The organism is Actinomycetes bacterium, from assembly GCA_036000965.1.
Taxonomy (GTDB): domain Bacteria; phylum Actinomycetota; class CALGFH01; order CALGFH01; family CALGFH01; genus DASYUT01.
Genome location: DASYUT010000153.1, coordinates 1 through 11,725 on the forward strand (window position 1 = coordinate 1; position 11,725 = coordinate 11,725).

Here is an 11,725-nt window from a genome sequence, read left to right on the forward strand (position 1 = left end):
CGAATCCGGCCTGGATCGGCTCGACCAGGTCGGCTGGGCGCAGGGCGGGGTCGGCGGCCAGTTGCTGCTCGCAGAAGGCGCACACCTCGTCGGTGAGCTTGTGCGCCCCCCGTGGTCCCGGCTTGGCCGGCACCAGCGCCGCCAGGCCCCCGGAATCCAGTGCGGCCGCCGCGGCGTAGTACGACGGCCGCGAGCACCCGAAGACGGTCGCCGCAGTGGTGATGGGAACACGGTCCTGGCGCACTGCCCGCACCATCTCGTACTTGACCTGCACCAGGTCCCGGGCGTCGAAGAATTCCGAGGAGGCGAACTGCTCATCGGTCACCGTCTCGGGTCGGGGATGCAAACAGCGCGCCTGGACAAGCGCTGCCTGCTTGGGGTCTTCTGCCTGCCGCCTGCCGGCCATGCCGTCTCCCTGCGGTTGTGACGTCAGGATGATTATACCGAGCTGACACGCGGCGCCGACCACGATATGCCGGATAACCACAAGGAGTACCAGTACAACACCGCACACGTCCCGCACGCGCCACGTGGAACGTCGCGAAACCCCAAGAGCAACCGGCGTAATCTCCTGGACGTTCACGGCGTAATCCGCTGGACGTCCCGATCAGAGTCCGGCAGCGTACGCAGCCCATCAATCAACTCGGCCAGCCTCAGCAGACCGTCCACGGTGAACGGGCAGCGGCCCGCCGCGACCACCACGAACGGATCATCAGGCGCAGCATCGGTCCAGGCAGCGGGAAGGGAGAACAACTGGCCGTCCTCGTCGTGGCAGTAGACCCGGTCCTCTCCCCAGTTCCGACGATGCACCACGAACTCGAACTCTCGCCCCAACAGCGGGTGAAACCGGTGCGTCACCCGCACACGTCGATAGCCATCGGGTCCATCGGGTGCATTCGACAACGTGGTCCAACGCCTACGCGGAGCGCTGGATTCGGACCGTCCGCGCCGAGTTCCTCGACTGGCTGCTGGTCCTCGGCCGATCACACCTCGCGCGAGTGCTCAGCGTATATGTCAACCACTACAACCGGCATCGGCCACATCGGGCGCTTGGACTGCAACCACCGGCCCCGCCCGCCCCTCTGGTCCTCGTAAGCGAGGATCGATGCGGCAGCGTCCATCGACGCGACCCGCTCGGCGGCCTCCTCCACGAGTACCGACGAGCTGCATGAACGCATTTACGCACCCTACGGGCCTTGTTCGGGCCGCGCCGCTTAGCGATCTGGCGGTACTGTGCGCCGAAGTAGCTACCCCTCGTCCTGGCTGCGGCCCGGGCCGCTTCGATAAGGGCGCGCCGCAGCCGCTGTTGCCTGGGGTGATCCCAACTCGGCGGCGCTTGCCCGCCGATTCGTGATTGCCGGGGCAGACGCCGGCCCACTTCGCCAGGTGCCCCGGACTGGGGAACCTGCCCATGTCAGCGCCGGTTTCGGCGATCACGGTGTCGATGACCAGCCGGTCGAATCCCGGAACCGACGACAGCAGCTGTTTGGCCGCCTGGAAGGGCTCGGTGCGCGCGTCGATCTGTTCGGTCAGCGCCGCGATGGTGGCGTCGAGGAAGTCGACGTGGTCGAGGATGCGGCGGGCGGCGACAGCGTGGTGCGCGCCGAAGTGCCCGGCCATCGCCTCGGTCAGTTCGGGGATCTTCGGCCGCAACTTGCCTTTGGCCAGGTTGGCTAACTCCGCCGGATCTCGCTGGCCGTCGATGAGCGCCTCGATCATCAGCCAGCCAGACTGAGTCAACACTTTGGAGGCCACCGAGGGCAGTTTCACCCCGGCATCTTGGAGCACCTTAATCCAGTCGCTGAAACTCCGCAGACCGCCGGGCAGCGTATGGAGGAGGGTAGAGTCTCCCTAAGTGCTCAACTGCCGCTGACGGCCAGGGGGCGTTCAGCCATGTCAGAGATGCGGCCGGTCACCGACAAAGAGGCGCGCAACGCCGCAGAGCGCCTGCGCCAGATGAAGGCAGCCGAGGACGCCACAGATGTCGCAGGGGTCGCAGCTGGATACGAGCTAGGCGTGAGATGGGCCTGCGAGATCGCGGCCTACGGCGAGCTGAAGTCATATGTCGAGGATGACGCCAGCAAGACACCTAGCTGGATCAGCACCGAGGTGCTCAATCAAAGCCTCCCAAACAGCGCCTGGGCCGGGACACGGATGGGTGCCAAAGCCGTGTGGGAACGAGTGGCGGGAGAACTGGAAGAACAAGGGCCGCAGTGACCTACTGCCGGGCGCCCATGGGCGCAGTGGCGTCCAGGTAGCGGTGGAAAAGTAGGACGGGCGTAGGCTCCCAGCAGAGCTAGCCACTCAAGCTGAGCAGGTCCACGCCCGTGCCCCCAAGACTATCTGCTGTCGAGCGTATCCGCGCCCAGATCGACGAGTTGTTCGCCACCGGCCGTGACCTCGACGAGGCCCTGGAGGATGCCGCCCGGTTCGGCGCGTGCCTGCTGCTACAGGCCGCCTTGGAAGCCGAGGTCAGTGAGTTTCTGGGTCGGGAGCGCTACGCCCGCGGCGACCGTGACCGTGTCGGCTATCCCAACGGCCACGCCGAGGTGACCGTCAAGACCACCGCCGATCCTGCGGCTGCTGGGCCACAGCGGCACTACCTCGCTGCTGGACTGACCCCTCGAGACCTGGGAGGCCAAGTTCCGCACGCTGCTACCCAGCGACCGGCCGCAGGCCTCCCTGGGCCGTCCGCCGAGAATGGTGGCCGTGCCCCGCGCACCGACCCGCTCGTCGAGGATCACCCCACGGCCACATGGCCCGAGCACGACGAGTCGTGGGACCCTGGGACGTTCACGGGACTTGGCGTCTCCTGAAAGCAAGCCGAACGCCTCGGCGGATGGTGCATTGCCCGAGGCTGTCTGAAGGAGGGAACGGCAATGGCCACCATCCTGGTCATAGAGGACGGGGCTACCGTCAGCCGGGAGGTGACTCGCCTCCTCGAGGCGGCCGGTCACCGGGTCGTGCGCTGCGGTGGCGGGCCAACCCCGCTCGCCGCGTGCTTGTTGCTGCGCTATGGCAGGTGCCCGTTCGTCGACAACGCCGATCTCCTCGTGTTCGCCCCCACACTGGCTCTGCCCCTACCCGGCCGCTCCTACCGCGGCGTCCACCTGCTGCGCGCCTACCGCGCCCACCCCGACTACGGGCGGCTTCCCCTTGTGCTCGTGGCCGTCGCGCCCCCGCACAACCTGGGGGGAGCGGGGCCGATCGAGGTGGTGGAGACACACACGGACCCGGCTGCCGTGGTTGCCGCCGTAAATCGACTGCTGCAGCCCACCAGGGCAGACACCGGACCGACCCTCGCTGAGCACGACGACCTCTGTCGTGCGGCGGCTGGGTGAGCGGGGCGATCGCCTGCGGTACGCGCCCGAGCTGTTAGACGCCGTTCCACTCCCTTGGCCGGCTAGAGCCGTTTGAAGCAAACGAGGGCACAGGCCAGCAGCACGAACGCGAAGAACCGGTCCGAGTCGCATCTCAGCGGAACCTGCAGCCGCCGGGAGCAGCTCAGCCAGGACAGCGCCCCCTCGACCCGCCAGCGACGCCCCCCAGCCGCCTCGACGACTCGATCCGCGGCGATCCTGCGGCGGCGCAGGTAAGCGCGGTCGGCCTTGCTGTCGTGGCCCTCATCGGCATCGAGCTTGCCGGCCGGGTGCGCCACCGGCCCGATGGCGTGCGGACCGGGGGACTCGTCGACGGCGAGGACGACCTCCTCGACGACCTCGCTGGGCGCCTCGCGCAGGCTAGCTCGAGCCGCACGCCGAAGGCCGGCAAGGTGGGCCGGGGAAGGGGAATCGTCAGCTGCATCGCCGGCACCCCTTCGGCAGCGCCTGTCCAGCTGCGGCAGCCATGCCTATCCGCGACCCATCCCTCCCTAACGCGAGCAAGCCGTCGAGCGGGTCAGGCAAGGAGGGCACGAGAGGCTGATCGCTTCTCCGACCACACCCGATCATCCGAGAACAGAGCATCATCACGCTTACGCCGCTTTGCAGAATAGGTAGGTACAAGTAACGATGCTGCGTGTGGTGCCTGTCGGTCACGGGTAGGTCACAGCCCCAGCACGAAGCAGCAACGAAGGTACGAGGAGGTGCGAGATGACCGCAGCCACACTCGACCTACCTACCCGGGCCGATGGCCAGCTCGACAGCCAGCAGCCTCTCCAGCGGCTCGCCGATGCGGTGGCGACGCTGTGGTCGGCAGGCACCGGCCTGGCGCTGCAGCCGGCGCAGGTCGCGCTGGACGACACCCACGCCACGGTCGTCCTCGCCGAGCCGTCGCCGTCCGGCGGGCGGGAGGAGCCGGCGGAGGCCCTGTTCTGCCGCTTGGACCGGCCGTTTGGCCGGCGTGCCCCTGACCTTGCTTGCGTGCTGGAGGCGTCGGTCCGCGAGCTGCTCGGTCGCCCGCTGACCCGGGTGCGCGTCCGCGACCGCCGGGAGCAGGGTCGGGTTGTCGTTGAGCTGTCGCTGGCACCAGCCTGAGAGGTTGGGGGCGATCCCGCGCAGCCTGCCTCCAGGGCCGACCGCTCGACCGATACGGGGGTCTTTCCACCACCGTTGCCCTGCCTGGACGGCAGGGTCCCCGACAGGTCGGCACTTGCAGCCTGATCGGCGCTGTAACGGCTGAAGGTCATCGTTCGGCTTTCCCCTAGGAAGCCCGTGATGGGCGTAGGCACGAGCGGCCCTGGGCCGACCCCCCGCCCAGGCGCCGCTCGCCTCATGCTCTCGCCCCACTTGCTGCTTGCGGCGCCTCGGTCCAGACCCCGGATACGTGCGAACCTGGCGAGATCTTGCGGCGATGGTGGCCGAACCGGAGAATCGTCGGTAGCCGATTAATCGTTACGGCGCAGTTGCGCAGTTTTAGGGCTATTCGTGGACCCTCGCCTGCTCCTGGGCGACCTGCTCGGACCACTCGCTCTCGCTGTGCGTGGCCACGTTCCTGATCCCAGCAAAGGCGCCCTGCGCCAGGAGGTGGAGTCCCCTCCTGGCGGGACTTCCACGTCTTGGTGGACTTGTCGCCCGGCAGATGGAGGCGCACCTGGTTCGAGCCGAGCTGATTGGGCGAGAACACCTGGGCGACCAATTCGCGCTCTGTAAGCGACGAGCCTGCCTTCTTTGCGATGTGCGCCGACAGCGAGACCCTCGCCTGTCCCACGGCAACTCGGTACTGGCCCGTCCCATAGGGCCGACGCGGCCTGCCAGACGTGCGGAGCGAGCTCCGACGCCAGCGCGACCGCGAGCCGCTGCTCGATCGCAGCCACCACGCGCGTCGCAAGCCAGCCGTCGTTACCCGGCCCAGGTCAGTTCCAGCACCATGACCTTTGGCGGCGCCTCGCCGATCACGTCCACGACGATCCCCCACTGGTCGAACGCCAGCATGCGGTACTCGGGCGGGTAGCCGGACCGGTGGGTGTGCCCTGCCAGGGGGGTCGTTGCGGAGCTGCTCCACCGCATCGGCGAGGCTGCGCGGGCGGTCTGGGGGAGATGGGCGGCCTGCTGCTGGGCCTGCCGGCTGAACCTGACCCGATATCAACGTGTTGCTCAAAGGCGGTCTGTGCAGGGCCGCCACGAGGCCTGGTGGGCCGTGGTGGGCCTGCTGATCCTGCTGCGGACCTGGCGGCTGCTGCGCGACGCGGTCGACGTGCTGCTCAAGGCGACCCCAAAGAGCGTCGACCCGGCTGAGGTGCGCTGCCAGATCGTCAGGGCTCCACGGTCCGCGACTGCCATGACCTGCACGTGTGGACCGTCACCAGCGGCATGAACGTGATCTTGGCCCACGTCATGCTCGAGGCCGGCGCCGCCGCGCCCAAGGTGCTCGACCGGCTGTGCGACTGCCTGGGCGGCGCACCTCGACATCGAGCACTCGACCTTCCAGCTCGAGCAGCCCGAGCACCGCCCAACCAGCGGACCATCCACCAGTGACCCTTTGGCGACCGCTGACTATGCCGCGGCCCCACCCGCCTGGCGCAGGTGGTGGCCGCCGACGTTGGGCAGCAGGAACACCACCAGGAAGCTCAGGCCGTAGACGGCCACCTCGTACCACAGGGTGCGCTTGATGGAGGCGACGAAGTCGCGCTTGCGCGCGTCCACGCCGGCGGACTGGAGCACCTGGCCGATCGCCTGGCCGTCCTGGCCCTGGGCCTGGCCCTGGGAGGTGGCCTGCCGGCAGCTCGGCGGGGTGGACGAGGGATCCTTGGCGCTGGCCCGGTCGTGGAAGCAGGTCGAGAAGCCGCCGATCACCTGGTCGGCGGCCGCGCGGGCAGGTGGGCCGCCTGGAGCTGGCCGCGCAGGCGCGGAACGACCGCCGCGATCGTGGGCTGGGCCTGGCTGGACAGCAGCCCGAAGAAGATCACGCCGATGATCGCCACGCCGAGCGCGCCGCCGACCTGCTGGGTGGTCGAGAGCACGCCGGAGGCCGAGCCGGCGCTGCGGCCGCTGATGCCCGCGAGGATCACGTTGAGCAGCGGCGGGATGGTGAGGCCGAGGCCGAGGCCGCACACCACCAGGGCGGGCAGGAGCTGCCAGGAATGGATGACTTCGCCGTAGCGGCTGACCGTCGCCATCACCGCGAGCATGCCGGCGACCAGCAGCAGGCAGCCGAGGCTTAGGATCGCGCGGCCCAGCCGTGGCGCCAGCCGCACCGACACGGCCGAGCCGATCGCGGTGCCGAACGAGAACGGGATCGTGGTGAGCCCGGAGTGCAGGGCGGTGAAGCCGAGCCCGATCTGCAGAAACAGCGAGAAGGTCAGGAAGAACGCGGCCACCCCGGAGAAGAACACCAGGTTGAGCAGCAGGCCGCTCACCAACGCCCGCTCACCGAACAGGCTGAGCACTACCAGCGGCGAGTTGTCCCTGCGGGTCTTGCGCCGCTCGTACAGCGCGAACATCCAGAACACCGGCACTGACGCGGCCATGAGCAGGAACGTCCAGGCCGGCCAGCCAAGGTCGCGGCCCTCCACCAGCGGATAGATCAGCATCAGCAACGCCACGCTGACGATCGCCACGCCGCCAGGGTCCAGGCGCAGCGCGCCCTCGGCCCTGGACTCGCGCAGCAGCACCACCGCGGCGACCACCGCGAGCACGCCCAGCGGCAGGTTGACCAGGAAAATCGGGCGCCAGTCCAGGCCGAACAGGTTGCCGGCGATGAGCAGCCCGCCAAGCAGCGGGCCGGAGATGGTGGCAAGGCCGATGACCGCGCCGGTGATGCCGAAGGCGACGCCGCGCTCCCGCTGGGGGAACTCGACCTGGGTGACCGAGAGGGCCTGCGGGAACATCAGCGCGCCCATGGCGCCCTGGAGGAACCGCGAGCTGACCAGCATGACCGGGCTCTGCGCGAAGCCGCACAGTGCCGAGGCGATGGTGAAGCCGCTCACGCCGATCAGGAACAGCCGCTTGCGGCCGTAGATGTCGCCGAGCCGCCCGCCGGTGATCAGCACCACCGCGAAGGCGAGCTGGTAGCCGGCCAGCACCCACTGCACCTGTGAGTAGCTGGCGTCCAGGTCGCGCTGGATAGACGGGATCGCCACGTTGACAATGCTGATGTCCATCAGCTGCATGAACACCGCGATCAGCACGACCCCCAGCGCCAGCCACCGGCGCGGGTCGAGCTGCGCGGCGGTGGCTTCCGCCGCTGTTCCGGTTGGTCGCATGCTCATATGCCGGGCTCCGTGATCGGTCAGATCCGCAGGTCGCTGCGCTCAGGGTGGCTGCGCGAGGCCTGCCTCTTGCGCTCGCGCGGGCCCGGCTTGTCCGTCATAGCCGCGAGGGTAAGAAATCCTTGCCGAGCTATGGGCTGATCCTACCCGCGCCGGACCGCTCCGGCAGTGGCCCGACCCGTTGGCTGCGGGTCGTTTGGCATCCGACTGGTGGGCGCCGGGACCCGGCCGATGGCCAGGTGTGGACGTTCTGCGTCCTCGGCACCCTGGCCCACCGCCCGAGCGGCTGGAACCCAGCATCGCGACGCAACGGCATACGCATCTGCCCGACGCACCACTCATTCACCGACACCCCACGGGCGTGGCGCCTCCTGCGCACCTCCACGACAACCACGACGCTACGCGGCGAGGGGCCAGGCGCAGCAGTGCCTGCTTGGTTGCAGGAGCTTGGGTCAGACGCCGAGCAGGCCGAACGCTGGAGGTGACCCGACTCTGCTGACGAATTTACGCAGGCGATGGTGCTGGGCGGAGCTTTGCAAGACGAGAGACCCAACAGCCGCCAAGTGGAGTGCCGGTGAGCCAGGCGTCGACGCGGACCAGGTTGAGCGCCCGTGCGGTCAGCACATGCTGCAGGTGGGTCTTGGCCAGCCCGCGGTAGCGGGCGTGGTGCAGGTCGCTGCGGCGGGAGCGCTCGACGCCGGAGCGGGTGCGCCTAGCGCTCCTGCCAGCCATTGGTGGAGGCGCCCGAGGCCCCGTCCGCGCGGGTGTGTGGGCCGGCCGGCGCGGCCTCGCGCTCCGGCCAGCCGGTCGGGGTGGGCCAGGGGCCGGTGTGGTACGGGCACCTCCCCGGCCAGGCAACGACCTCGAAGCGATGCTGCTACGGACGCCGACGGGACGCTGCGCCCGGTGCCCGGAAGGGTTGCCGGAACTACCCAGGCGAACTTGGGCGCCCCGCGCCCGGTAGATGAGCACGAGCTCGTCTGGGCGCGTCCACGCCCGGCCGCGAGACTGAGACGAGCGCCGTCGATCGACGGCGTTGCCCCACAGCTGGGAGGCGCTGGCACGCTGGACGAGCTTCGACAACAGCTGGAGCGCTGGCAGGCCAAGCGCCTGATCAGCCCCGAGCAGACGGCGGCGATCCTGGCCGATGCGGCCGGCCGGCCCGAAGAGGGTGGCGCCGGTGGTGGCGCGGCGGACGCCTGGTCGGGGCGTCGGCGGCTGGGCGAGGCCTTGGGCTACGTCGGGGCCGTGTGCGCCGTGACCGCCGGGCTGCTGGCCGCCGGACAGGCGTGGGCGCACCTGGGCTTGTTGGCGCGCAGCACGCTGCTGCTGGTGACCGTGACCGTGCTGGCGGCCGGCGGCTGGTGGGCCAACGGGCAGCGGACGGCGTCGGTCCGCCGGCTCGGCGCGGTGCTGTGGTTCCTGGCCGTCGCGGCCGTCGCCGGCTTCGCCGAGGTCGTTGCGGACCAGGTGCTGCATCAGTCGCACGGCCTCCAGCACGTCATCGCAGGGCTGGCTGCCACGCTGCCGGGGTGCTGTTCTGGCGTCTGCGGGTGAGCAGCCTGCAGCAGGTGGCCGTGTTGGTGTCGCTGCTCGCGACGGTGACCGCGGTGGTCGAGGGCGTCGCGCCGGCCAGCCCGAGCTGGGGCGGTGGCGCGGTTTGGGCGGTGGGCGTGGCCTGGCTGCTGCTTGGGTCGCGGCGCCTCCTCATCCCCGCGCGCACCGCCGAGGTGCTGGGGGCGCTGGCGATGCTTCTGGGTGCGGAGACCGTGCGGGGGGACGAGCTGCGGAGCTGGGGGCTTGCGCTCGGCCTGCTCAGCGCGGCCGCGCTCGTCGGGGCCGGGGCGGCCGCGCGGCGAACCGTGCTGCTCAGCGTGGGCGCGGTTGGCCTGTTCGTGTTTCTGTTCGACGCGACGCTGACATGGTTCGGGCGCGGCGCCACCGTCCCGTTGGCGCTTCTGGTCACTAGCGGAGCGCTGCTGCTGGTGGCAGTGCTGACCGGCCGGATCCGCCGGTCGCCTGCAGAACCCGAGCGCGGCCAGCAGACGGGCAGCAGCCCGCTGTTCTCGGCCCTCCGAGGTCACCGCTGTCTCCCATTAGCGCCGACTTCCGCGCAGCGATCCTGACCCTTGGCAGTCTGGCCGACTGCGCCTGGCAGAGAGCCTTGGATGCCATTTGACCTTGGCGTTCGTCGTGCAGCCTGCGGGAGCCTCCGTGATGGTGAGGCCGGATAAGCTGCTGTTGGCATCAACCTCCCGGCTGACTCCATACGGTGCCCGCTGGGCTGGGAGGCTGCGTGCACTGGCCAGTTCGGTGAGAGCACTAGCTGTGAGCAGGAAGAACGTCGCCGCAGCGGTTCCGGCGCGTCATGGCGCGGCGTCCTGTGCTTGTGACAGTGGACGTGGTAGAACAAGCATATGACAGCGACACCGGCCCCGCGTCCGGGCGGGGAGGCGTTCGCCAGCCCGGCGAGCGTGAACCAGCGGCGGTACGAGGCGATCCGCGCCTATCTGTACGAGGGCGCACCCCTGGACGAGGCCGCCGCCCGGTTCGGCTACTCCCGCTCGGCGCTGGCCTCCCTGGTCCGCGACTGGCGTGCCGGCAAGCTCACCTTGTTCGCCGAACCGCGCAGGCCCGGCCGCAAGAGCGCACCCAAGAAGGACGCCGCCCGCGCCCGGGTCATCAAGCTGCGCCGGCAGGGCCTGTCGGTCTATGAGATCTCCGCCCGGCTGGCGGCCGAGGGCAAGCCGCTGAACCGCACCGGGGTCGGCCAGATCCTGGCCCAGGAGGGCTTCGGCCGGCTGCTGCGCCACCCCGAGCCGGAGGCCAGCGCCAGCCCGGCCACACCGGGCCGGGACACCAACCTGCCCCCGGCCAAGGTCATCGACTTCGCCGCCTTCCCAGGCCGCGCCGACACCCGGCTGGCCGGGCTGCTGCTGGCCGTCCCGGACCTGCTCGCCTTGGACCTGCCCGCCCTGGCGCGGGCGGCAGGCTACCCCGGCACCCGCGTCATCCCCGCGGTGTCGTGGCTGCTGAGCCTGCTGGCGCTCAAGCTCACCGGCACCCGGCGGGTCAGCCACGTCGACGACCTGCTCGACGACCCGGCCGCCGGGCTGTTCGCCGGGCTCGCGGTCCTGCCGAAGAAGTCCGCGCTGACCAGCTACTCCTACCGGCTGACGCATGACCACCAGCGCAGCTTCCTGGCCGCCCTGGACGCCAAGCTGATCGCTGCCGGGCTCGCCGGCAGCGACGAGGGGATCTTCGACCTTGACTTCCACGCCGTCATGCACTGGGGAGCAGACCCCGTGCTGGAAAAGCACTACGTCCCCACCCGCTCCCAGCGCGCCCGGTCGGTGCTGACGTTCTTCGCCCAGGACTCCGGCACGCACAACCTGGTCTACGCCAACGCCGACCTGTCCAAGGCCACCCAGGCCCGGGAAGTGATCGCGTTCTGCGACCACTGGAAGGCCGTCAGCGGCCACGACCCGAAGATGCTGGTGATGGACCAGAAGGTCACCAACCAGGCCGTGCTCGGCGAGCTCGACGCCCGCGGCGTGAAGTTCCTCACCCTGCGGATGCGCTCGCCCGCCCTCACCCAGCACATCAACAGCCTGCGCCCAGCCGACTTCAAGACGATCACCCTGGACCGGCCAGGACCGCACAACAAGCCCAAGGTCCACCAGGACAAGGCCGTCACGCTGACCAGCTACCCCCGCACCGTCCGCCAACTCATCGTCACCGGCCTGGGCCGCGACGCCCCCACCGTGATCATCACCAACCAGTGCCAGGCCACCATCCGCAACCTGATCAGCCAGCACGCCCGCAGGATGACCATCGAGCAGCGGCTAGCCGAAATCATCCGCTCCTTCTGCGCCGACGCCCTCTCCAGCACCGTCAACCTCAACGTCGATCTCGACATCATGCTCTGCGTCCTGGCCCAGGCCCTGCTCGCCGCATTCCGCACCCGGCTCGGCGCCGGCTACGCCACCGCCACCCCCGACACCCTCCAACGGCGCTTCCTCGACAGCTCCGGAACCATCACCACTGGCGGCGACACGATCACCGTCCGGATCGACC

The 11,725-nt window shown here is 69.7% G+C and carries 16 protein-coding genes; 9 read left to right on the plus strand and 7 right to left on the minus strand.

The features are described 5' to 3' along the window. The 3 genes from VG276_13390 to VG276_13400 form a co-directional block, all read right to left on the minus strand. Nucleotides 1-583 (minus strand): helix-turn-helix domain-containing protein (locus VG276_13390; GenBank protein ID HEV8650365.1); only part of this gene is annotated, 583 nt, incomplete at its 3' end. Next, complete coding sequence (locus tag VG276_13395; protein ID HEV8650366.1) at nucleotides 580-858, minus strand: DUF5372 family protein; 279 nt, start codon at nucleotides 856-858, stop codon at nucleotides 580-582. The genes VG276_13395 and VG276_13390, both read right to left, overlap by 4 nt. A gap of 156 nt (nucleotides 859-1,014) precedes the next feature. Continuing rightward, nucleotides 1,015-1,770, minus strand: coding sequence for a transposase (locus tag VG276_13400; GenBank protein HEV8650367.1), 756 nt, complete (start codon nucleotides 1,768-1,770; stop codon nucleotides 1,015-1,017). Nucleotides 1,771-1,893: 123 nt separating this feature from the next. Here VG276_13400 and VG276_13405 point away from each other — a divergent pair, with 123 nt between their 5' ends. From VG276_13405 to VG276_13415, 3 genes are all read left to right on the plus strand, one after another. Further along, entirely contained in the window at nucleotides 1,894-2,217 is a 324-nt protein-coding gene (locus tag VG276_13405; GenBank protein ID HEV8650368.1) for a hypothetical protein, read from the plus strand. Between the two features lie 110 nt (nucleotides 2,218-2,327). Continuing rightward, nucleotides 2,328-2,816 (plus strand): hypothetical protein, encoded by a 489-nt coding sequence (locus tag VG276_13410; protein HEV8650369.1) that lies wholly within the window; start codon nucleotides 2,328-2,330, stop codon nucleotides 2,814-2,816. A 63-nt stretch (nucleotides 2,817-2,879) separates the two neighbouring features. Beyond that, complete coding sequence (locus VG276_13415; GenBank protein ID HEV8650370.1) at nucleotides 2,880-3,341, plus strand: hypothetical protein; 462 nt, start codon at nucleotides 2,880-2,882, stop codon at nucleotides 3,339-3,341. Between the two features lie 62 nt (nucleotides 3,342-3,403). Here VG276_13415 and VG276_13420 read toward each other — a convergent pair whose 3' ends face one another. After that, nucleotides 3,404-3,658, minus strand: a complete 255-nt coding sequence (locus VG276_13420) for a hypothetical protein (GenBank protein HEV8650371.1) — start codon at nucleotides 3,656-3,658, stop codon at nucleotides 3,404-3,406. 433 nt (nucleotides 3,659-4,091) lie between these two features. Between VG276_13420 and VG276_13425 the strand changes: the two genes are divergently transcribed. Next, on the plus strand, nucleotides 4,092-4,475 hold the full coding sequence (locus VG276_13425) for a hypothetical protein (GenBank protein HEV8650372.1): 384 nt from the start codon (nucleotides 4,092-4,094) through the stop codon (nucleotides 4,473-4,475). Between the two features lie 804 nt (nucleotides 4,476-5,279). Here the strand turns inward: VG276_13425 and VG276_13430 are convergent. Continuing rightward, on the minus strand, nucleotides 5,280-5,447 hold the full coding sequence (locus VG276_13430) for a hypothetical protein (GenBank protein HEV8650373.1): 168 nt from the start codon (nucleotides 5,445-5,447) through the stop codon (nucleotides 5,280-5,282). A gap of 100 nt (nucleotides 5,448-5,547) precedes the next feature. On the opposite strand from VG276_13430, the gene VG276_13435 reads away from it, so the two are divergent. Together VG276_13435 and VG276_13440 are read left to right on the plus strand one after the other, a co-directional pair. Next, nucleotides 5,548-5,754, plus strand: coding sequence for a hypothetical protein (locus VG276_13435; GenBank protein HEV8650374.1), 207 nt, complete (start codon nucleotides 5,548-5,550; stop codon nucleotides 5,752-5,754). After that, entirely contained in the window at nucleotides 5,751-5,915 is a 165-nt protein-coding gene (locus VG276_13440) for a hypothetical protein (protein ID HEV8650375.1), read from the plus strand. Before VG276_13435 ends, VG276_13440 begins: the two co-directional genes overlap by 4 nt. An 18-nt stretch (nucleotides 5,916-5,933) precedes the next feature. On the opposite strand, the gene VG276_13445 is transcribed toward VG276_13440, so the two are convergent. Together VG276_13445 and VG276_13450 are read right to left on the minus strand one after the other, a co-directional pair. Continuing rightward, complete coding sequence (locus tag VG276_13445; protein HEV8650376.1) at nucleotides 5,934-6,233, minus strand: hypothetical protein; 300 nt, start codon at nucleotides 6,231-6,233, stop codon at nucleotides 5,934-5,936. Beyond that, the gene (locus VG276_13450) at nucleotides 6,230-7,648 is read right to left on the minus strand and encodes an MFS transporter (protein ID HEV8650377.1); all 1,419 of its coding nucleotides are present in this window, start codon (nucleotides 7,646-7,648) and stop codon (nucleotides 6,230-6,232) included. Before VG276_13450 ends, VG276_13445 begins: the two co-directional genes overlap by 4 nt. A 942-nt stretch (nucleotides 7,649-8,590) precedes the next feature. On the opposite strand from VG276_13450, the gene VG276_13455 reads away from it, so the two are divergent. The 3 genes from VG276_13455 to VG276_13465 form a co-directional block, all read left to right on the plus strand. Next, nucleotides 8,591-9,205, plus strand: a complete 615-nt coding sequence (locus tag VG276_13455) for a DUF2157 domain-containing protein (protein ID HEV8650378.1) — start codon at nucleotides 8,591-8,593, stop codon at nucleotides 9,203-9,205. Continuing rightward, the gene (locus VG276_13460) at nucleotides 9,181-9,774 is read left to right on the plus strand and encodes a hypothetical protein (protein HEV8650379.1); all 594 of its coding nucleotides are present in this window, start codon (nucleotides 9,181-9,183) and stop codon (nucleotides 9,772-9,774) included. Before VG276_13455 ends, VG276_13460 begins: the two co-directional genes overlap by 25 nt. Before the next feature lie 291 nt (nucleotides 9,775-10,065). After that, the coding region (locus VG276_13465; protein HEV8650380.1) for a helix-turn-helix domain-containing protein at nucleotides 10,066-11,725 on the plus strand (1,660 nt) is incomplete at its 3' end.

Bases quoted from the DNA above. Each gene is read 5' to 3' on its own strand.
- VG276_13405 (HEV8650368.1), top strand. From the start codon at position 1,894: ATGTCAGAGATGCGGCCGGTCACCGACAAAGAGGCGCGCAACGCCGCA.
- VG276_13415 (HEV8650370.1), top strand. From the start codon at position 2,880: ATGGCCACCATCCTGGTCATAGAGGACGGGGCTACCGTCAGCCGGGAG.
- VG276_13425 (HEV8650372.1), top strand. From the start codon at position 4,092: ATGACCGCAGCCACACTCGACCTACCTACCCGGGCCGATGGCCAGCTC.
- VG276_13430 (HEV8650373.1), bottom strand. From the start codon at position 5,447: ATGCGGTGGAGCAGCTCCGCAACGACCCCCCTGGCAGGGCACACCCAC.
- VG276_13440 (HEV8650375.1), top strand. From the start codon at position 5,751: ATGAACGTGATCTTGGCCCACGTCATGCTCGAGGCCGGCGCCGCCGCG.
- VG276_13450 (HEV8650377.1), bottom strand. From the start codon at position 7,648: ATGAGCATGCGACCAACCGGAACAGCGGCGGAAGCCACCGCCGCGCAG.